At 69.5% G+C, this 20,358-nt stretch carries 22 protein-coding genes; 17 read left to right on the plus strand and 5 right to left on the minus strand.

The features are described 5' to 3' along the window. Positions 1-86 precede the first annotated feature (86 nt). The 6 genes from I2501_RS04205 to I2501_RS04230 all read left to right on the plus strand — a co-directional run bounded on the left by I2501_RS04205 (position 87) and on the right by I2501_RS04230 (position 5,570). Complete coding sequence (locus tag I2501_RS04205) at positions 87-962, plus strand: DsbA family protein (protein ID WP_196192454.1); 876 nt, start codon at positions 87-89, stop codon at positions 960-962. Positions 963-993: 31 nt separating this feature from the next. After that, entirely contained in the window at positions 994-1,650 is a 657-nt protein-coding gene (locus tag I2501_RS04210) for a vitamin K epoxide reductase family protein (protein ID WP_196192455.1), read from the plus strand. A 539-nt stretch (positions 1,651-2,189) separates the two neighbouring features. Beyond that, positions 2,190-2,750: a hypothetical protein gene (locus tag I2501_RS04215; protein ID WP_196192456.1), complete on the plus strand. Its 561-nt coding sequence runs from the start codon at positions 2,190-2,192 to the stop codon at positions 2,748-2,750. 97 nt (positions 2,751-2,847) lie between these two features. After that, positions 2,848-3,282: a hypothetical protein gene (locus I2501_RS04220; protein ID WP_196192457.1), complete on the plus strand. Its 435-nt coding sequence runs from the start codon at positions 2,848-2,850 to the stop codon at positions 3,280-3,282. Positions 3,283-3,701: 419 nt separating this feature from the next. After that, entirely contained in the window at positions 3,702-3,923 is a 222-nt protein-coding gene (locus I2501_RS04225) for a hypothetical protein (protein ID WP_196192458.1), read from the plus strand. A 468-nt stretch (positions 3,924-4,391) separates the two neighbouring features. Further along, complete coding sequence (locus I2501_RS04230; protein WP_328806191.1) at positions 4,392-5,570, plus strand: nitric oxide synthase oxygenase; 1,179 nt, start codon at positions 4,392-4,394, stop codon at positions 5,568-5,570. 27 nt (positions 5,571-5,597) lie between these two features. Here I2501_RS04230 and I2501_RS04235 read toward each other — a convergent pair whose 3' ends face one another. Beyond that, positions 5,598-6,767: an FAD-dependent oxidoreductase gene (locus I2501_RS04235; protein WP_196192460.1), complete on the minus strand. Its 1,170-nt coding sequence runs from the start codon at positions 6,765-6,767 to the stop codon at positions 5,598-5,600. 118 nt (positions 6,768-6,885) lie between these two features. On the opposite strand from I2501_RS04235, the gene I2501_RS04240 reads away from it, so the two are divergent. Together I2501_RS04240 and I2501_RS04245 are read left to right on the plus strand one after the other, a co-directional pair. Continuing rightward, positions 6,886-7,575, plus strand: coding sequence for a TetR/AcrR family transcriptional regulator (locus I2501_RS04240; RefSeq protein ID WP_196192461.1), 690 nt, complete (start codon positions 6,886-6,888; stop codon positions 7,573-7,575). 199 nt (positions 7,576-7,774) lie between these two features. Further along, positions 7,775-10,207 carry a ricin-type beta-trefoil lectin domain protein gene (locus I2501_RS04245; protein ID WP_196192462.1) on the plus strand — a complete coding sequence of 811 codons (2,433 nt, stop codon included), beginning with the start codon at positions 7,775-7,777 and terminating at the stop codon, positions 10,205-10,207. 78 nt (positions 10,208-10,285) lie between these two features. Here the strand turns inward: I2501_RS04245 and I2501_RS40495 are convergent, their stop codons facing one another. Beyond that, positions 10,286-11,230 carry a S16 family serine protease gene (locus I2501_RS40495; protein ID WP_196192463.1) on the minus strand — a complete coding sequence of 315 codons (945 nt, stop codon included), beginning with the start codon at positions 11,228-11,230 and terminating at the stop codon, positions 10,286-10,288. A 321-nt stretch (positions 11,231-11,551) separates the two neighbouring features. Between I2501_RS40495 and I2501_RS04255 the strand changes: the two genes are divergently transcribed. From I2501_RS04255 to I2501_RS04270, 4 genes are all read left to right on the plus strand, one after another. Then, positions 11,552-12,199, plus strand: coding sequence for a class I SAM-dependent DNA methyltransferase (locus I2501_RS04255; RefSeq protein WP_196192464.1), 648 nt, complete (start codon positions 11,552-11,554; stop codon positions 12,197-12,199). Between the two features lie 194 nt (positions 12,200-12,393). Next, entirely contained in the window at positions 12,394-12,573 is a 180-nt protein-coding gene (locus I2501_RS04260) for a ribbon-helix-helix domain-containing protein (protein ID WP_196192465.1), read from the plus strand. A 1-nt stretch (position 12,574) separates the two neighbouring features. Then, a complete protein-coding gene (locus tag I2501_RS04265) occupies positions 12,575-12,919 on the plus strand; it encodes a VOC family protein (RefSeq protein WP_196192466.1) in 345 nt (114 codons plus the stop codon). A gap of 23 nt (positions 12,920-12,942) precedes the next feature. Then, positions 12,943-13,800: a class I SAM-dependent methyltransferase gene (locus I2501_RS04270; RefSeq protein WP_196192962.1), complete on the plus strand. Its 858-nt coding sequence runs from the start codon at positions 12,943-12,945 to the stop codon at positions 13,798-13,800. A gap of 278 nt (positions 13,801-14,078) precedes the next feature. Here I2501_RS04270 and I2501_RS04275 read toward each other — a convergent pair whose 3' ends face one another. The 3 genes from I2501_RS04275 to I2501_RS04285 form a co-directional block, all read right to left on the minus strand. Beyond that, complete coding sequence (locus I2501_RS04275) at positions 14,079-15,116, minus strand: hypothetical protein (protein WP_196192467.1); 1,038 nt, start codon at positions 15,114-15,116, stop codon at positions 14,079-14,081. Between the two features lie 113 nt (positions 15,117-15,229). Next, positions 15,230-16,261 carry an aldo/keto reductase gene (locus I2501_RS04280; RefSeq protein ID WP_196192468.1) on the minus strand — a complete coding sequence of 344 codons (1,032 nt, stop codon included), beginning with the start codon at positions 16,259-16,261 and terminating at the stop codon, positions 15,230-15,232. Positions 16,262-16,307: 46 nt separating this feature from the next. Further along, entirely contained in the window at positions 16,308-17,204 is an 897-nt protein-coding gene (locus I2501_RS04285) for a helix-turn-helix domain-containing protein (RefSeq protein ID WP_196192469.1), read from the minus strand. A 362-nt stretch (positions 17,205-17,566) separates the two neighbouring features. Between I2501_RS04285 and I2501_RS04290 the strand changes: the two genes are divergently transcribed. From I2501_RS04290 to I2501_RS04310, 5 genes are all read left to right on the plus strand, one after another. Beyond that, the gene (locus tag I2501_RS04290; protein WP_196192470.1) at positions 17,567-18,448 is read left to right on the plus strand and encodes an aldo/keto reductase; all 882 of its coding nucleotides are present in this window, start codon (positions 17,567-17,569) and stop codon (positions 18,446-18,448) included. A gap of 36 nt (positions 18,449-18,484) precedes the next feature. Beyond that, positions 18,485-18,814, plus strand: coding sequence for a carboxymuconolactone decarboxylase family protein (locus tag I2501_RS04295; protein WP_196192471.1), 330 nt, complete (start codon positions 18,485-18,487; stop codon positions 18,812-18,814). A gap of 43 nt (positions 18,815-18,857) precedes the next feature. Then, positions 18,858-19,271: a (R)-mandelonitrile lyase gene (locus I2501_RS04300; RefSeq protein ID WP_196192472.1), complete on the plus strand. Its 414-nt coding sequence runs from the start codon at positions 18,858-18,860 to the stop codon at positions 19,269-19,271. A 174-nt stretch (positions 19,272-19,445) separates the two neighbouring features. After that, complete coding sequence (locus tag I2501_RS04305) at positions 19,446-19,922, plus strand: hypothetical protein (protein ID WP_196192473.1); 477 nt, start codon at positions 19,446-19,448, stop codon at positions 19,920-19,922. A 151-nt stretch (positions 19,923-20,073) separates the two neighbouring features. Next, positions 20,074-20,349 carry a hypothetical protein gene (locus I2501_RS04310; RefSeq protein ID WP_196192474.1) on the plus strand — a complete coding sequence of 92 codons (276 nt, stop codon included), beginning with the start codon at positions 20,074-20,076 and terminating at the stop codon, positions 20,347-20,349. Positions 20,350-20,358 lie beyond the last annotated feature (9 nt).

Genomic DNA, 20,358 nt, shown 5'->3' on the forward strand with positions numbered 1-20,358 from the left:
CCACGGTGTGCCGCCGGGCTGTGCAGCACTGCCGTTCCAGGCCCGCTTCCTCACCTTTCCTGACCTTTTCGTCTGTGAGGACGGCCATGAGCGAGAACACGAACCCGAACGATCAGAACGATCAGAACGACCCGAACAAGCCCAACACGCCCGGCAGGTCCGGCAGGCCGACGAAGCGCGAGGCCCGTGCCTCGGCGCGGGAGCGACTGGCCGAGCAGCGGGCCCGTGAGCAGCAGGTGCAGGCGCGCAGGCGCAAGGTGGCGATAGGCGCGGCCGTCGTCGCGGTGGTCGCGATCGCGGCAGGCATAGGCCTGGCGGTCGGCAACGGCAACAGCGGCAAGAGCGCCGCCAGTGGCCCGCTGGTCGTCCCGGCGCACGCGTCTGGCCCGAACGGGACGGTGATCGTCTACGGGAACCCGAACGCCAAGCACACGCTGGACGTCTGGGAAGACTTCCGCTGCCCGATCTGCGACAAGCTGGAGAAGGCCGACGGCCCGACCGTCCAGCAACTAGCCGACAACGGCACGTACAAGATCCAGTACCACATGGCGACTTTTCTGGACAACAACCTCGGCGGCACCGGGTCGATCGACGCGTTGCAGGTCGCGGGCGCGGCACTCAACGAGGGCGGCCCGACGGCGTTCAAGGAGTTCCACGACGTCCTCTACGCCAACCAGCCCCCGGAGGAGACGGACGGCTTCGGGAACGTCAACACGCTGCTCGACCTGGCCAAGAAGGTCCCGGGCCTGGTCACCCCGACCTTCACCAAGGACGTGCAGGACGGCGTCTACGCGCCGTGGGCGCAGAAGGTCTCGGACGCCTTCAACTCCAGTGGCATCCAGGGCACGCCCACGCTCAAGCTAGACGGGCAGCAGCTGACCGTCTTCGACAGCCAGGGCAACGCGATCACGCCCGCCCAGTACATGGCGCTGGTCCAGCAGACCATCGCGTCCGGCAAGTGAGCCGCACCCCATGGACCGGAGAGGGAACCCGATGACCACCGACCACGCCGCCGACGGCGACGCCACCACCGGGGAGCGGACGGACCGGCCCGACTCGTGGGTGGCCGCCAGCCGCGGCTACGCCTGGCTGCTGCTGATCGCGGGCGCCTTCGCGCTGGCCGCCGCGACCCAGCTCACCCTGGACAAGATCAAGATCCTGGAGAACCCCAACTACAGTCCCAGCTGCAACATCAACCCGATCATCAGCTGTGGCTCGGTGATGCGGACCTGGCAGGCGTCCGCGTTCGGGTTCCCCAACTCCCTGATCGGGCTGGGCGCGTTCGCCGTGGTCGTCACGATCGGGGTGGTCGCGCTGACCGGTGCCCGGCTGCCGCGCTGGTTCTGGCTGGGCCTGCAGGCCGGAACCCTGTTCGGGCTCGGCATGATCTGCTGGCTGATCGGCCAGACCCTGTACTCGATCGGCGCGGTCTGCCCCTACTGCATGGTCGTCTGGGTCACCACGATCCTGCTGTGCTGGTACACGACCGTCCACAACCTGCGCACGGGCGTCATCCCGAGCTCCGACCGCGCACGGGCGAGGCTGGCCTCGGCGGCGGGGTGGTACTGGCTCGTCCCGGTGGCGTGCTACCTCGTCATCGCGCTCCTGGTGCTGAACCGCTTCTGGTACTACTGGTCGACGCTGCTCTAGGGGGTAGGCGTTCTTCTCCGAGAGCGGGTCTGCACTGCAGAAACTGTGTGTCTAACCGTTTCTGACGGTGTCTCCGTATTTCACTCCGAGACCCCCGGGCTGCCCGGGCTTCCACAGGGACTCCCCAAGAAATGCTCTGAAACAGCAGGTCGTCCCCAGCCCAGCGCCCTTGGGCTGGGGGCGTCTTGCAAGCTAGCCAGCGGCTGCCTCCCGAGGAAGCCACCGGCTGCCGCCTCGCCCCCGCTCGACAACCCCCGCCAGGGGCAACGAGCGGGCGTGGCGCGAGTACGAGCGGCTCGTCGACCAGTACTTCGCCGCCGTCCAGACCCCGACCGACAACCAGATCGCCGCCTGAGGAAATCCAGTCGGTTCGTGTGGCCCAGCGCAGATACATTCGGCTCGTGGTCCCGCACTCCAGGCACGGTTTGAAGATGTCCCACTGATTCATCGGCGCCTCGCAAGCCGCTGAACCCCCCTCGCCTCAGGGTGGAGGCCGCAAGTGCACCCCGCACCCCGCACCCCGAAGGAGAACCATCCTCATGCGCAAGATCCCCACCATCTTCAAGCGTGACCCCGACGACCGTGCCCACGTCCTGTCCGAAATCAACCCTGACTGCCAGTGGGTCTTTGACGGCGAGGGCAAGCCGACGCGCAAGTACGACGGTATCTGCGTCATGCTCGACGACGCGGGGGAGTGGTGGGCGCGCCGGGAGGTGAAGCCCGGCAAGACCCCGCCGCCGAACTTCGCCCCGGTCACCACCGACGAAGTCACCGGGAAGACCATGGGCTGGGAGCCGATTGGACAGTCCGCGTTCGCGAAGTACCACGCGGAGGCCATGGCGGAGCCCGGCGCGGGTGGCTGGAAGCCGGGCACCTATGAGCTTGTCGGACCGAAGATCAACGGGAACCCGGAGCGAGAGCGCCACCACCGACTCATCGCACACGCCGACGCCCAGAGCCTTCCCAACCCGGAGCTGACCTTCGAAGGCATCCAGGCGGCGGTCCTCACGTACGGCAGCTTGGGCGCCGAGGGCATCGTCTGGCACCACCCCGACGGTGTCCGCTTCGCGAAAATCAAGGCAAGGGATTTCCGCGCGTGACGACACGGTTGTCGACGTTTCGCCGCACGCTCGACCGCGCCCCGGAAATGCGGCCGACCAGCGCAGGCTGCTACGACGCCCAGAAGGGAGCGACCACATGACTACCCGTCCGATCCGCTGCGGGAACGACCGGCGCACCCAGCTCACTCCCGGCGACCTGGCCGAGGTCGAGAGGTACGCCGCTCACCTCACCGAGTCCGAGCAGCCACAGCCGCCCGTGGTGTGCATCTGCGGCAGCACACGCTTCCAGCAGCAAATGGCCGAGGCCGCGCACGTCGAGTCCCTGGCCGGGCGGATCGTCGTTATGCCCCACGTGAGCATGAAGCAGTGGGACGGCGAGGTCGAGGACATGGACCAGGTGAAGACCGGCCTGGATCGGCTCCACCGGGCGAAGATCCGCATGGCCCGGGAGATCCTCGTCGTTGGTGACTACGTCGGTGACTCCACCCGCGCGGAGATCGAATACGCCCGCTGTCTTGGTCTGCCCGTGCGCTTCACACATCCCGAAGTCGACCCGGTGAGGGAGGCCTGACGGGCATCACCGAACGCGCGGCGGAGCAAGCGATCCGGCGGTACGGAGCCGCGCCGGCCGTCGTCATGAAGGGGCATGAGCGACAGCACGACGAAGACCGGGCAGCCGCGGCGTCCGCTGCCGATCCAGCCCCGGTAGTCCCGGAGTGACTGTGTATCAGGGTGCCTGCTGGGCATGGGGAATCTCGCTGTCGCGGCCGCATGGACCACGCACTTCTGCGGTCCCGTCGGCCGCCGGCACCATACCCCGGGTGGGAATGTACGACGAGCGCACCGGCGCACGACCACGTGCGCCGCGTGCGCCGATCGAGCGCCGTCCCCGGGCGTCCGGGGCGGCGGTGGAGGGTAAGCCGACACCGACCGGGCAGAGCCCGTAGATCGCGGGTCGCTCCGGCAACGGGAAGCATGGAGGCGAGCACCATGAGCAGCACCGACCCCACCGGCCTGGAGCCGATCGCGACGTTCTGCGGCAACTGTGACTGCGGCTGTCCGCAGCTCTTCGTCGACCCCACAGCGCCGGCCGAGCGGCGCGTCGTCCTCACCGACGACTTCGGCCAGCGCGTCCAGATGAGCGCCGACCAGTTCGCGTCCCTGATCGCCGACGCGAAGGCCGGCCACCTCGACCAGGCGGCCTGTGCCTGACCGCGCGCCGAACGCCTGAGAGGGGCCCACACCGGGTCTCACGGTCTCCGCCGTCCTGAGGTGCGGACGGCGGAGACCTATCACCTGAACGCATCCCGTGCGAGGCTACGCGTCAGTAAGGGTAAGAACCTTCTGAGCGATCCACGCCTCGGACAGGACGAGACGTCGACGAACCACCCGTGACGCAAGCGGCTGTTGAGGCGGTCCGGCCGCCGGTGCACTCCTGGGAAGAACTCGGCAAGCCGTAGAGGATCTTCCGGTTCCCTTGTTCGCCCGCCCTGTCGGTGGCTAGCGTTCACGCCTGGCCCGATGGCCACGTTCCGCACACACCGTGCATCCGGAACGTCCACACGGATGCCGCCGGCATCTGCCCCGAAGGATCGGACGTCGCGTGAACCCTCCCTTGCTGGACCACAATCGGGGCGGCCGATGAGGTTCGGAAGGCGACGGTCCAAAGAGGTTCCCACTGTGGCGGCCGCAGCGGATGTGGCGGCTGCGGGCGGCGGCCGGAGCGTGACCGGCCTGGAGTCGGAGCAGGCGCGACTGCTCAAGGCCGCCGAGACGTTCGTGCGTGACTACGCGCGCGAGCATGCCGGAGCCGTGGACCCCGACGCCCGGCTGCGGGAGATCGCCGACGAGGTGGCCGCGAAGGGAACCTACGCGCACACGCCGGAGGAACTCACCTACGGCGCCCAGGTGGCCTGGCGGAACTCCGCGCGCTGCATCGGGCGGCTCTACTGGAACAACCTGATGGTGCGTGACCTGCGGCACCTCGCCCATCCCGACGACATCGCGCGCGAGTGCTTCGAGCATCTGCGCCTGGCCACCAACGGCGGCCGGATCCGGCCCGTCATCAGCGTCTTCGCCCCTGACGCGCCGGGTCGCCCGGCCGCCCGGATACTCGGCGAACAGCTGGTGCGCTACGCGGACGACCCGCGCAGCGCGGAGCGCCGCGCACGTGCGCAGGAACTCGGCTGGAAGGGCGGCGAGGAGCCGTTCGAGGTGCTGCCGCTGCTGATCCAGGCCACCCCCGAGAGCGACCCGGAGTTCTACGAACTCCCGGAGGACGCGGTGCTCGAAGTCCCGCTGACGCACCCTCACCGTCCCGACTTCGCGGCGCTCGGACTGCGCTGGTACGCCGTTCCCGCCGTCGCCGACATGACCTTGGAGATCGGCGGCATAAGTTACCCCGCCGCGCCCTTCAACGGGTGGTACATGGGCACGGAGATAGGCTCACGGAATCTCGCCGACGCCGATCGTTACGACCAACTGCCCGCCGTGGCCCAGCTGTTCGGTCTCGACGCGTCGGACGAGCGCACCCTGTGGCGCGACCGCGCCCTGGTGGAGCTGAATCTGGCGGTCCTGCACTCCTTCGCCCGTGTGGGCGTGACGATAGCCGACCACCACACGGAGTCGACCCGGTTCCTCGCCCACATCGAGCGGGAGAACCGGCATGGCCGCGCCGTCCCGACGGACTGGACCTGGATAGTGCCTCCGCTGTCCGGCGCGGCGACCGCGGTGTTCCACCGCTACTACGACCCGCCCGACCCGCTGGCGCGCCCGGCCTTCCTGTACCGGCCGACACCGTGGGCCGAGGCCGAGCCCGCCCGTTGTCCGGTCTCCCGGAGCGTCGTCGCGCAAGGGTGAGACCGAGCCGCCGCGTGGCTCACGTTCTCAGCGTGCGCCGTCCGGGGCCTCGGCTCGTGCCGCGTCCGCCGCCTCCGCTCGTGCTCCGGACATCATCGCGAGGGTGTTGTAGGGGGCGTTGTCGTCGATCATGAGCGAGTACATGTCGTCGTCCTTCTCGACGGCCGCCGCGCGGGCGAACATGCCGTGCTCGAACGCGGCGAGTGCGGCCTCCACATCGCCGGGGTGGGCGGCGAGCGCCCGGCCGAGTTCGGCGCCGTCCTGCATGGCCAGATTCGCGCCTTCGCCGTTCGGCGCCCGCAGGTGGGCGGCGTCGCCGAGCAGCGTCACGCCCGGCGCGCGGTCCCAGCGGTGCCCGGCCGGGAGCGCGAAGATGCGGCGCAGGACCGGTGCGGTGTCGCCCGCGGTGACCAGGGCGGTGAGTTCCGGCGCCCAGCCGTCGAACTCCGCCGCGAGCTGGGAGGCCAAGGTGGCGGCGTTCGGGGTGTCGTCGGCGGCGAGCCAGTCCTCCGGCTTCCGCAACTGGGCGTAGGTGTGCAGGGTTCCGCCGCGTTCGCGGTGGGCCAGCAGCCCCCTGCCGGGCGCGAGGGCGAACAGCGATCCGCCGCCGACTGCCTCGGCGCTGGCGGGGTGGCGGGTGTCGGCGTCGAGCAGGAAGGTCTCCACGCTGCAGACGCCGACGTACTCGGGGCTGGCCGCCGACAGCAGCGGGCGCACCCGTGACCAGGCGCCGTCCGCGCCGACGAGCAGGCTCGCGACCACGGTGCTGCCGTTGGCGAAGCGGACCGTGTGGCGGCCGTCGTCGAGGGCCTGCACGCCCGTGGCCTTGTGCCCCCAGCGGACGGTTCCGGCGGGGAGGGAGTCGAGGAGCAGCTGCCGCAGCTCGCCGCGCGGCACCTCGGGACGTTCGCCGGTGCCCTGGTCGGGCAGGTCGAGCAGCACGGTCCCGGCCCGGTCCATGACCCGGTAGGACTCGCGGCCGGGCAGGACGAGCCTGCGGAAGCCCTCGGTCAACCCGGCTGTCTCCAGGGCCTGCTGACCGTTCCAGGGGTGGATGTCGAGCAGCCCGCCCTGGCGGCGCGCGTCCGGCGAGGGGTCCGCCTCGTAGACGCTCGCCTCGATGCCGTGCAGGTGCAGTACGCGGGCCAGGACGAGGCCGCCCAGTCCTGCTCCGATGATCGTGACCGATGTCGTCATGGTGTGCCTCCACAGGGGCGCCGGACTCGCTCCGGCACCGTATCGGGTCCTTTGGATCGCCGATCCAAAACGCTAGCACGACTTTGGAGCGGCGATCCATCCGTGCGACACTCTGGGCATGGTGAAGAAAGCTGCGCAGACCTCGCCGCGGAGCCCGCGGCGCACCGACAGCCTGTCCCGGGAGGTGATCGTCCAGGCGGCGACCGAGCTGCTCGACGGCGGCGGCGAGGCGGCGCTGACGCTGCGCGCGCTCACCGTGCGCCTGAACACCGGCTACGGCGCGATCTACCACCATGTCGAGGACAAGGGCGACGTCCTCGCGGCGGCCACCGACGACGTCATCACCCGCGTGCTGGCCCCCGTCGTCGACCATGCGGACCCCCGCGAGGCCCTGCGCCGCCTCGCGCTCGGCCTGTTCGACGCGATCGACGCCCACCCCTGGGTCGGGGCCCAACTGTCCAGCGAGCCATGGCGACCCGCCCTGCTGGACTTCTACGAGAGCGTCGGCGGCCTGCTGGACGCGCTCGCCGTCCCCGAGCGGGCGCGCTTCGACGCGGCCGGAGCCCTGGTGAACTACGTGCTCGGGGTGGCCGGACAGAACGCCGCGCACGCCCGCCGCCGCGCCGAGAGCGGTGACATGGACCGAGCGGCCTTCCTCGACCACGCCGCCTCGCAGTGGGCCCAACTGGACCCCGCCAGATACCCGTTCGTCCGGGCCGCCGTCACGCAGCTCCGGGAGCACGACGACCGGGAGCAGTTTCTCGTCGGCGTGGACATCTTCCTGGCCGGTATCGAGTCCTTGACGTAGGCGTGGCGTGGGCGTGGCGTGGGCGGTGGCCGAGCCGATCTTCGGGTCCGGGCGAGGTTGATTGTGTGGAGTAATGGGCCATCATGCTGGATTCTGGTGAGATCTGTTGACGGGTGGTCAGGTCCCCGTCATATTTGAGCAGCTCGGCAGTCCAGCTCCCCTCGCCCACTCCCCACCCACCTCGCCCGGGAGACCGCCCATGCGTCGCAGACTCCTGCCCTCGGTGTTACGCGCCTTGGGCGCAACGCTGTTGCTTCTCGGCACCATCAACGGCCTGGCCGCCGCACCGACAGCCCAGGCCGCCGCTCCGCAGGCTTCCACCACCTCGAAAGCCGAGGTCTCCACCGCCATCACGGTGGACGGCTCCAAGCCGGGCCTGGCCTTCGACGGCGTCGGCGCGATCTCCGGAGGCGGCGGCAACTCCCGCCTGCTGGTCGACTATCCGGAGCCCGAGCGCAGCCAGCTGCTCGACTACCTGTTCAAGCCCGGCTACGGCGCCTCGCTGCAGGTGCTGAAGCTGGAGATCGGCGGCGACACCAACTCCACCGACGGCGCCGAGCCCAGCATCGAGCACACCAAGGGCGCCGTCGACTGCAACAACGGCTACGAATGGTGGCTCGCCGAACAGGCCAAGGCCCGCAACCCCAACATCAAGATCTACGGCCTGGCCTGGGGCGCGCCCGGCTGGATCGACAACGGCTCCGGCAACTTCTGGTCCCAGGACACCATCACCTACCTGATGGCCTGGATGGGGTGCGCGGCCCAGCACCATCTGAGCGTCGACTACCTCGGCGGCTGGAACGAACGCGGTTTCAACGCGACCTGGTACGAGAACCTGAAGTCCGCGCTGGTCGCCGCCGGTCACAGCACCACCAAGGTCGTCGCCGCGGACAGCGACTGGTCGGTCGCCGACGCCATGGCGACCGACCCGGCGTTCAAGAACGCGGTCGACATCGTCGGCGTCCACTACCCCTGCGGCTACCTCGGCTCCTTCACCTCCTGCCCCAGCACCGCGAACGCCCAGGCGCTCGGCAAGCCGCTGTGGGCCAGCGAGAACGGGTCGGAGGACACGAACCAGGGCGCTCCGGCGGTGGCGCGCGCGATCAACCGCGACTACGTCGACGGCAGGATGACCTCGTACATCAACTGGCCGGTCATCGCCGCTCTCTACCCCAACCTGTACTTCTCGACCGACGGCATGTCGATCGCCGACCAGCCCTGGTCGGGCAACTACAGCATCGGCAAGACCACCTGGGTCACCGCGCAGACCACCCAGTTCGCGCAGCCGGGGTGGCACTACATCGACTCCGCCAGCGGCTACCTCGGCGGCTCGAACGCCAACGGCAGCTACGTCACGCTGAAGTCCACGAACAACAGCGACTACAGCACCGTCATCGAGACCATGGACGCGACGGCTCCCCAGACGGCGACCTTCTCCGTCACCGGTGGCCTGTCCACCGGGGCCGTCCACGTCTGGGCCACGAACGTCGACTCCGCCAACTCGGCGGACTGGTTCGTCCACACCCAGGACGTCACCCCGACCAACGGCAGCTACACGCTGACCCTCCAGCCGGGCTACGTCTACACCGTCACCACGACCACCGGCCAGGGCAAGGGCACCGCCACGTCCCCGTCCGCCGCCCCGCTCGGACTCCCGTACAGCGACACCTTCGAGAAGCCGGCCACCACGACCTCGCCCAAGTACTTCTCGGACATGAACGGCGCCTTCCAGACCGTCCCCTGCGGCGGCGGACGCGCGGGCACCTGCCTGCGGCAGATGGCGGCGACCACACCGATCCGCTGGACGAACGAGCCCTACGACGCCCCGTACACGATCATGGGCGACGGCAGCTGGACCAACTACACCGTCACTGCCGACACCCTCTTCGAGCAGTCGAGCACGATCGAGCTGCTGGGCCGGGTCAACCAACAGGGCCGCAACAACAACGGCCTGAACGCCTACCACCTGCGCGTCAGCGACACCGGCGCCTGGTCCATCGTCAAGAGCGACACCAGCTGGAACTTCACCACCCTCGCCAGCGGCACCACCACCGCTGCGCTCGGCACCGGCAGTTGGCACACGGTCTCGCTCTCCATGCAGAACACCACCCTGACTGCGAGCATCGACGGCGTCACGGTCGGCAGTGCCACCGACGCGAGCTTCACCAACGGCCAGGCCGGGCTCGGGGTGACCGGCTACCAGACCGACCAGTTCGACAACTTCTCCCTCACGCCCGGCACCCCGGCGAACTACACGGGCCCGGTCACCTCAGGCCTGACCGGCAAGTGCGTCGACGACAACGGCGACTCCGACGTCGACGGCACGGTCGTGCAGCTGTGGGACTGCAACGGCGGCCCCTCGCAGGTGTGGACCTGGGCCAACGGGATGCTCACCCACGACGGCAAGTGCCTCGACGTCATCGGCCAGGGAACGGGTAACGGCACGCTGGTCGACCTGTGGGACTGCAACGGCGGCGCCAACCAGCAGTGGACGCCCCAGGCGAACGGAACCCTGGTCAGCGCCCAGTCCGGCCGGTGCCTCGACGACCCCGGCTTCACCACCACCAACGGCACCCAGCTGGAGATCTGGGACTGCAACGGCGGCGCCAACCAGCAGTGGAAGCTGCCCTGACGCCAGCCCCGCGTGTGCATCACCGTGTGTCGGTCCGCCCCGCCCCGCCCCGCCTCGCTGCGGGGCGGGGCGGACCGGTCAGTGACCCTTCACCGCACGCCTGGCGAGGGCCTTGTGCAGGGCCTCGTCCACGTGCCCGGCGAAGACGAGCTCGACGCCCTGACGCCGCCGCTGCCCGATCTTCGTCGCCTCCGCCTGATTGCCGGCCGGGGCGACGAGAACGGTCGCGTAGCTGTGCTTGGCCGCGTCCAGGGCCTCTCCGAAGTCGTCGACCGGCACCAACTCGCCGGTCGGCGTGACCGCGCCGGTCACCGCGACCTCGGGCCGCACCAGGTGCCCGCCGAGGTAGGAGACCAGCGCCGCGACCACCGCCGCCCCGGCGGCGTGGCCGTCGGCGACGGTCGCGCCGACGGGGACGTTGCCGTAGGCCTGGACCACCTGCACGTCGTTCGTGGAGAACCAGGCCGCGTCCAGCTCCGGCAGCAGCCGGGCGGCGTTGGCCCGGACGTATCCGACCGCCGCCTGCGCGGGCTCCTCCAGCAGCGCCGACCACTTGCGCGGGACCGTGAGCCGCCCCTTGCCCTTGGCCGCGGTGACCTCCACCGGCACGAGCTCCCCGGAAATGGGAGTCCAGGCCATGCCCAGCCGGTTGTCGTGACGATGCATCAGCAGGTCGGCGTGGGCGAGGGCGTGTATCTGGCTGTCGACGTCGGCCTCGTAGTCGACCACGACGCGCGAGTGGTCCTCCGGGTCGAACCAGACCGGGAGGTGGCTGCCCTGCCACTTGAGCGTGTGCACCCGGGACTTCACGGTCGCCTCGAACGGCGGCTGCGAACGGTCGACAGGCTGCACCAGCAGCTTCAACGAGCAGTCGAACCAACTGGTCGTGAGGTCCTCGTCCGACGACCACGCGGACCGCGCGTTGCTGCCTTCGCCGATGGTCCGCATCGAGAGAATCTCGGCGTCACCCCGGCGCCCGTGCTCACGCAGGTCCTTGAGCAGATGCTTGTGCTTGAAGAACACGACAACCCCCTGGCGGTGACACTGACACCCCTCGCACCGGACCGATCCCCGGAGCCCCGTCTCTGCGGGCGGGCGCGCAGATTGTGCCACGTTCCGGCCCGCCCGCGCAGGGTGCTTGACCGGTGCGGCGATCGGCAGGTTCGGCACATGTGCGGCGCACGGGGACGCTGTTGTGGCGGAGACGAGGGGGAGGGTCCGAGCGGACAGATCCACCGTGTTGTGACCTCCTGACACGGCACCAGAGCGGCCTGGCCCCACCACGATGCGGGTCGCGTCGAGCCGAGCGCTGCCGGTGTCAGTGGCACCCGCTACATTCCCGGCATGGTCGAACTGGACTCCCTCCCCACCACCCGTGACGCCTACGACGCCGTCGCAACGCGCTACGCGCAGAACTTCACCGACACTCTGCGCGACCGGCCGCTGGAGCGTGCGCTGCTCGCCGCGTTCGCCGAGTCGGTGCGCGCCGGTGGTGATGGCGAGGTCGCGGATCTGGGCTGCGGACCCGGGCATATCACCGCTCATCTACGACAGTTGGGACTGCGTGCTTTCGGTGTCGACGCGTCGCCCGCGATGATCGGGCTGGCCCGGGAGGCCAACCCGGAGCTGCGGTTCGAGGTGGGCTCGATGGCGGCGCTCGACATCGCGGACGGCTCGCTGGGCGGGGTACTGTCGCGATCCTCGATCATCCACATCCCACCGCAGGACCTCCCGACGGTGATCGCGGAGTTCGCCCGGGTCCTGGCTCCTGGCGGCCACCTGCTGATCAGCTGCTTCGCCACCGACGACGTCGCGATCCCCACGCAGTCCTTCGACCACTCGGTGGTGACGGCTTATCGCTGGTCGCCCGACCGCCTGGCGGAGCTGCTGCGCGATGTCGGCGTGAGTGAGATAGCCCGGGTGCTGTGCGAGCCGCAGCCCACCTACAAGCGGCAATTCCGGGAGTTGCAGTTGCTGGCGGCCAAGAACTAGCGAGCCGATGAGTGGGTTCGCTGACCCGGTGGCACCGCTGGTCAAGCACGAAGGCAGGCGTGCAGCCCCCGCGCGCGTGCAGCCTGGCTGAAGTCGCCGAGCAGTTCCAGCTTCCGCCGCGAGGCTCCCTGTGTCTGCCCGATCGCGGTCGCCACTAGCTTGCTAGCAAGCTAGTGGCGAGTTAGCCTTGACGCGTGGGCGATGAGGAAGTCAAGCAGTTCAATGTGTACCTGCCGATCGGGCTGATCAAGCAGGTGAAGTTCCGCGCCATCGAGTCGGGCATGTCGCTGTCGGCACTGGTCGCCGAGGCGCTGCGTGCCTACCTCGACGGCGCCCATGAGAAGGAACGCCCATCGACTGAGAAGGAGGCCTGACATGGCGACCGAGGGAATCGAAGCCCTGTTCCTGGAGACACACAACTGGGGCAAGGCAGCACGTTTCTTCCAGGCGCTGGGCTACGAGCTGGAGTTCGACACGGGCCACAGCTCCGGCCAACTGCGCAACGGCGACGGGCCTTACGTCTTCATCGCGGAAGTCCCCGAGGATCGGGAGCCTCAGACGCAGGTCGTGCTGAAGGTCCCGGACGCGGACGCGTTCGCAGCCGCTCCGGTCGTCGAGGTGGTCACGCCGTTCGAGGAGACGCATTTCGGGACCAGGTTGATGACGGTTCGCGACCCTGACGGGCGCCTGTGGAGCCTTCAGGCTCCGGTCAAGAACTGACGGCGAGACAGAAGGGGAGCGCAATGGCAGACCAACCTCACGCGACGCCGGACGGCACGGCGGTGCGGACCGCCCTCTGGAGGGCGATGCACGTTCAGGTCGATCCGCTGCCCCATGTGTTCGAGGACGAGATCGGCCTGCGGCTGGCGGCACCCGACGACGACTGGCGCGGGCGTCCCGACATGGACCCACACCTCACCAGCGGGTTCCGGGCGGCGATGGTGGCTCGCGCCCGGTTCGTCGAGGATCTCGTCGTCGAGCATGCCGATCGCGGCGTCACCCAGTACGTCATCCTGGGAGCTGGGCTGGACACCTTCGCCCAGCGTATGCCGGAGACCGCCTCCCGCCTGCGGGTCTTCGAGATTGACCAGCCCGGCCCGCAGGCGTGGAAGCGCCGTCGGTTGGTCGAACTGGACTACGGCATCCCCAGCTGGCTGCAGCTGGTGCCGGTCGACTTCGAGGCCAGCGAGGACTGGCTGAAGAAGCTGGTCGACGTCGGCTTCGACCCTGGTCAGCCGGCGTTCATCGCGTCCACCGGCGTCACGATGTACCTCACCAAGGACGCCATCGCGGCCACTCTGCGCCAGGTCGCCGGGCTCGCACCCGGTTCCACGTTTGCGATGACCTTCCTCGTGCCGCCGGAAATGCTCGACGAGGCCGATCGCGCCGGCCTGCAGGCGAGCAAAGAAGGCGCGCGAGCGTCCGGGACGCCGTTCATCAGCTTCTACACCCCGGAGGAGATGCTGGCACTCGCCCGTGAATCCGGGTTCGCGGACGCTCGACACGTGTCTGGGGCCTCGCACGCCGAGCGCTACTTTGCCGATCGCACCGACGCCCTCCGCCCGTCGACCGGAGAGGACATTCTGCTCGCCACCACCTGACCCTCGACAATCCGTCGAGCCGCCGCTGAGCGACGCCGGGATCGAGGCCGTCGCCAGAACCTTCCGCGCCACTGCGACCTGGAGCTGAGCGCCATCCCGGATGTGGCCGAGCTCGGCTCGGCCGCATCGGCATCGAAGTCGCGGAAAGGGCCACCGAGTTCTTCCGGCCGCCACAGCATGCAGCACCGGGGGCTACTGGACCCGCACCTTCGTCCCCGCACACGAGGTCTGCTCCCGGTAGCGGACGCCTGGCGACAATCGATGGCACGGTCTCCCCTTCAGCTCTCGCTGGCGGGGGGATCGTCGTTGCCCGGGCCGCCGGACCGCAGGTCCTGGAGGGCGCCCCGCTGCTCCGTCAGCGTCTGCCGGATGAGCGCGGCCTTGCGGCCGGCGGCCTCCGCGGCGTGGCGGGCGGTTGCGTCGCTCTCCTGCGCCGTGGTGACCGCGTTGCGGGCCTGGGCGAGGTCCTGCTCGGCCAGTTGGATTCGCTCCTGGCTCACCCGGAGCTGCTTGGCGGCGTGCTTCGCGCGCTCGCGGGCGTGCTCCAGGTCGATGTCAGCGGCGTGCCGTTCGGCTTCGAGCAGGTGCACGGTCTGCTCGGCGGCGGCGAGACGACGCTGGTGCTCCTCCCGCGTCGCCTGGTGATCGGGCTGCTCGTCCGTGGCCTTGGTTCGCGCCCTGGAGGGGCCGTCTGCGGGTGGGTGTGCCGGCGACGTCGTTGCTTGCGGTGCTGCCTGGGCGGCCTGGGCTGCCGGGGCTGACGTGAGGCCGGGCAGCGTGCTGTCGGGCGTGAGGGCGTGCGTGAGGCGGCCGGTGGCGAGTTCGTCGGCGGCCTGCGGGGCGGCGAGGACGGCGCGGAGGGTCTGGTCGATCTCGGCGACGGCCTGCTCGCCGAGCGGATTCCCCGCCGCCAGCGCTTCACCCCGGGCCTGCCTGGTGAGGGTTCCCACCAGCACATTGCGCTGCGCGCCGAGTTCCCGGAGCTTCCCCGCTTCGCGGTCGGTCTGCGCTTGGAGCAGGTCCTCTCCGAGCTCGCGGAGCTGTTCGACCAGCTCCGGGTGGTCACGGACGAGCAGGTTGAGCGCGTACGCGGCCGCGGTCGGACGGCGCAGCGCCTGGATCCGGGCGGCCAGGTCCCGTTCACCGGCCTGTCGGGCCTGCCCGACGGCCGCGTTGCGCGCCGTGGTGAAGTCGGTGGGCGCGAGGGCGTAGAGCGTGTCGGCGACGCGGTCGAACGCGGAGACGGACGGGTTCGGGCGCGCTGAGGCGTCCCCGGAGTTGCCCTGCCGACGGCTCGTTCCTGTCACGTCTGTCACGTCCCGAAGTGGTGACCTTCGTTTCGCACTCCTACTGATCAGTGTCATCGCAGCAGGTCAGGTCAGCTACTTCGCCGGGCGACGGCGGTTCGTCCGTGGCGCCCGGGACTCTCTCAGCGCCGCCGCTGGTCGGCCCGCAGCTCGAAGTCGCCGTAGCTGTTGTCGGCGGGATTGACGGTCACTCCGGGTGCCACGATCTCGTCGATGCGGTCGAGCACGTTGGCGGTGAGGGCGACGTCTGCGGCGGGGAGGAAGGCTTCGAGCTGCTCCATGGTGCGTGGCCCGATGATCGCCGAGGTGACGCCGGGGTGGTTGACCACGAAGGCGACGGCCAGCTCGATCAGGGAGAGTCCGGCCTTCTCGGCGAGGACGGCGAGCTGTTCCGCGGCGTCGAGCTTGCGCTGGTTGGCCGCGCTGCCCATGTCGAAGCGGGCCGGTGGGCGCATCGCGGAGGCGGGCCCAGTCGCTAGGTCGGAGGAGGCGTCCTTGCGGTAGCGACCAGAGAGCCAGCCGCCCGCGAGCGGGCTGTAGGTCAGGGTGCCCATGCCGTGACGGCGCACGGTGGGCAGCACGTCCTCTTCGACGCCGCGGACCAGGATCGAGTACGGCGGCTGCTCGGTCACGAACCGCTCCAGGCGGCGCTCGCGCGAGACCCACTGGGCCTCGACGATCTGGGAGCCGGAGTAGGACGAGGACCCGATGTATCGGATCTTGCCCTGGTGCACCAGGTCGGAGAGGGCGCCGAGGGTCTCGGCGACGTCGGTGTCGGGGCTCGGGCGGTGCACCTGGTAGAGGTCGATGTAGTCGGTGCCCAGGCGCCGCAAGGAGTTCTCGACCTCCCGGATGATCCAGCGCCGCGACCCGCCCCGGGCGTTGGGGTCGTCCTGGCTCATCGGCATGAAGAACTTGGTCGCCAGGACCACGTCGTCCCGTCGCCCCTTGAGAGCCTTGCTGACGATCTCCTCCGAGACCCCGCCGGAGTACACGTCGGCGGTGTCGACAAAGTTGATGCCCGCGTCGAGGGCGCGGTGGATGATCCGCACCGAGTCGGCTTCGTCCTCGTTGCCCCACGGGCCGAACATCATCGCGCCCAGGCAGAGCGGACTGACCTGGACGCCGGTGCGGCCGAGCGGTCGGTACTGCATGACGAGGTTCTCCTTTTTGCGTCGTGCGTCAGTGGTCGCGTGTGCGTCAGCGGTTGCGCGAGGGCGCGGCCGTGCCTGCGTCGGCCCAGCTGGCGAGGAGGTCGAGCGCCTCCCGCGCGGGGGAGTCCGGCTCGGGGGTGTAGAAGTTGAGGCGCAGCCCGGGATCGGCCGGCAGGTCCATCGCCTCGTACGGCAGCGCGAGATCGCCGACCAGCGGGTGATGCAGTCGCTTCACGCCGGAGCGGTGGATGTTCACGTCGTGGCGGGCCCACCGGCGTGCGAACTCCTCGCTCTTGGTGGTGAGCTCTCCGATCAGGTCGGTCAGCGCCTTGTCGTGGGGCGCTCGGCCGGTCTCCGAGCGCAGGAAGGCGACGGAGTCGTCGGCGGCCTTGTTCCAGTCGGTCCAGAAGTCCTGGCCGGCGGGGTCCAGGAAGAGGAACCGGGCGGTGTTGACCGGCCCTCGCTGGGCGAAGAGCGGGGAGTCGAAGACCGGCGCGTACAACGCCCGGCCCAGCGCGTTGGCGGCGAGGACGTCGAACCGTGCGTTGCGCACGTAGGCCGGCACATCGGTCATCGAGTCGAGCAGCCGCAGAATCGTGGGCCGCACCCGCGACGCGGTCACCACGGGGCGCCGGCTGGAGGGGTTGGACGCCCGTGCGAGGTCGTAGAGGTGGGTGCGCTCGGCCTCGTTGAGCTGCAGCGCGCGGGCGAGCGCGTCGAGGACGGAGTCCGACGCGCCGCTGAGGTTTCCGCGTTCGAGCCGGATGTAGTAGTCCACGCTCACCCCCGCGAGCAGTGCGACCTCCTCGCGGCGCAGACCGCTGACGCGGCGGTTCCCGCCGTAGACCGGCAGTCCGGCCTGCTCCGGCGTGATCCGTGCGCGTCGGGTGCTCAGGAACTCGCGGACTTCGGCGGCCAGGTCGGTCCGGTTGGTGTCAGCCATGGTCAGGTCTCGAAGACTTCCTCGGGTGGTGATTCCTGTACTGGCTTCTTCACCGTAGATGCGCCGGTCGGGGCGTGCGAGGTACTGCCATTACCTGGAAGAGCAGTGACTCCCACCCGCATGTGGACGCGCGGTTTGCTGGAGCAGACGGACCGCACCGAACCCGGCCGCGGCTTCGACCGAGCGGCTGACCTCGACGGCGTGCCGGAGGGCTACCGGGCCGCGGACGTGCGCGAGGGCGCTGAAAGTGCTCGTGCGGCCGTGACCGGCCCGCCGTCCTGCCGGTCCTGGCCGTCATCGTCACGGCCACGCTCATCGTTCCGGGACGCGGCACACGGCACACGCAACGAAAGGCCCCTGTGATGCAGACGCTCACCCTCAACAACGGCGTCACGATGCCCGCCCTCGGATTCGGCGTCTTCCAGACCCCGCCCGACCAGACCCGCGCCGCCGTCACTGCCGCGTTCGAAGCCGGTTACCGGCACATCGACACCGCAGCGGCGTACGCCAACGAGCGTGAGGTCGGCCAGGCCATCCGTGACAGCGACGTCCCCCGCGAGGACGTCTTCATCGAGACCAAGATCTGGATCAGCGACTACGGGTACGACCAGACCCTGCACGCCTTCGACAAGAGCGCCGCAAAACTCGGCGTCGACCGGATCGACCTGCTGATCCTCCACCAGGCGCTGCCCACGGCCTTCGACCGGACTGTGGCCGCCTACCGCGCCCTGGAGAAACTCCTCGACGACGGCAAGGTCCGGGCCATCGGCGTCAGCAACTTCATGGTCGACCACCTGACGGCGCTCCTTGACGCGACGTCCGTCGTCCCCGCGGTCAACCAGCTGGAGATCCATCCCTACTTCCAGCAGCGTGCCGTACTCGACTTCGACGACGAGCACGACATCCTCAACCAGGCCTGGTCACCCATCGGCGGCATCACCAGCTACCGCGGGACCGGCACCAGCATCAGCACCTTCGACGACCCGACCATCGCGGGCATCGCCGCCGCACACGGCAAGACCCCGGCCCAGGTGATGCTGCGCTGGCACCTGCAACAGGGACGCTCGGCCATCCCCAAGTCCGTGCGGCCCGAGCGGATCGCCGAGAACTTCGACGTGTTCGACTTCGCCCTCACCCCGGACGAGCTGGCGGCGCTGGACGCCCTGGACACCGGACGCCGCGGAGGTCCCGAGCCCGAGGACATCACCTTGCAGGCCTACGGCCGCGCCATCCCGGAAGCCTGATGCACCTTCACCTCTGCCTCTACCGAAGGGAACCTCATGACTGACCCGCAGACCCCGGCACAGCGGCTGCTCGGCGACTTCGCCCCCAAGATGGTGCAGCTCACCGACGACGTGTTGTTCGGCGACGTCTGGGCCCGGCCCGGCCTGTCCCGCCGCGACCGCAGTCTGATCACCGTCGCGGTGCTGGCCGCCACCTATCGCCCCGACCAGCTGAACAGTCACCTGCGCCTGGCGCTGGAGAACGGTCTCACCCAGGAGGAACTCGTCGAGGCCCTCACCCACCTGGCGTTCTACGCCGGCTGGCCCTCGGGCATGGCCGCGCTGACCCAGCTGAAGAACATCTCCGCCGAAGCCGCGAACAAGTAGCAAGTACCAAGTGACAAGTACCAAGTAATAGGAGGAACTGAACATGGAACGTCTGCAACGGAAGTCCACCACGAAGCTCCCGGCCGAGAGGTTCACTGGCGACGCCTGGCTGGACATGCTCGCCGTCGGCACCGAGCCTTCCCGGCTGACCGTCGGCCTGGTCCGCTTCGCCCCGTCCGCCCGCACCGCCTGGCACCGCCACGCCGTCGGCCAGACCCTGCACTGCGTCTCCGGCACCGGCCTGGTCGCCACCCGCGACGGCAAGGTCATCGTGCTGCGCCCGGGCGACACCGTCCACACCCCGCCCGGCGAATGGCACTGGCACGGCGCCGCCCCGGACGCCTTCATGGAACACCTCGCCATCTCCGAGGGCTCCGGCAACCCCGACATCCCGGACGTCGACTGGGTTGAGCACGTGAGCGAGGAGGACTACCGCAACGCGGCGGGCACGGCCTGACACGCGCCGGCCGACGTCGGGTCAGTCATCCTCAGCACCAAGAGGTGTCAGTCGTGCCGGGTAGCCTCCTTCGCGTGGACACCCGCAGGCTCGTGGAACAGCTCGGTGCCGGGACCGTCGAGCGGCGTAGGAGTGCGTGCGTGCGTGCGAAGAGATTGAACGGCGGGTGATGGCGTGGGCTACGAACTGCAAGCCGTGATCGGCGGGCGCGAGGCGCTGCGCCAAGCCGTCGAGGGGTTGTGTGCGGCGCGGGTCGTCGAGTTGGAACAGGGCTTGGCGATGGTGCCCATGACGGAAGCGCTCTTCGACGAGATGGCGGATGCCACGCAAGACTCCTCCGGCCTGGGCTTCTGGTTTCTACCGGGAGGCTTCGCCCATGTTCTCGCCCATTGGTCCAGGGCCGGGGCCGTCGCCTACGTCGAGGCGGAGTACTTCGGGGGAGTCGGTCGGCAATGCGCCGCCGTCTGGTCCGACGGAACGCTCTCGCTCGGACCGCTGACCTTGGACGAGGACCAGCACATACCCGCGCAGGGCACCCCGGTTTCCGTCGCCCTACGATCCCTCGGGGCGCTGCGCACAACTGGAGCGGATGAGTTCGCGGCCGTCGGTCTGCAACGTCACCGGGAGACGGAGAGCTGGGGCTCGTCCTGAGGTTGGCTCAGACTTGGGCGTCCGGTGCCAGCCGAAGGCCGGACATGGCGAGGAAGTCGGCCAGTTCGAGGTAGCCGCCGTCGGTTCCGTCGTCCCACAGCGTCCAGAGCCGGGAGCTCTCGCCGTCCCATGTTGGGACGTCGTCGCTGGGATGCTGCTCGACGCTCCCCTCGCCGTGCCGGTAGCGGAGGTGCAGGTACTGGCCGCTGGTCGTCCATGCGTCCCATTGGGCCGGGTGACTCCGGGAGGTCTGTACGACGCGGGCGAGGACGATGTCCTCATGAAGATGGGCCTCGACGGCGCCCAGGTGCTGATCCTGGGCGATGACGAGATCGTCGGTGAGGGCGAGCAGGCGGATGCTTCAGAACGTCGAAAGTCGAGAGGTCAGGACCGGAATTTTCGAGCGGCACAGCCGGAACCCTTGTGATCTTCCCGC

This window comes from Streptacidiphilus fuscans (assembly GCF_015690355.1).
GTDB lineage: Bacteria > Actinomycetota > Actinomycetes > Streptomycetales > Streptomycetaceae > Streptacidiphilus > Streptacidiphilus fuscans.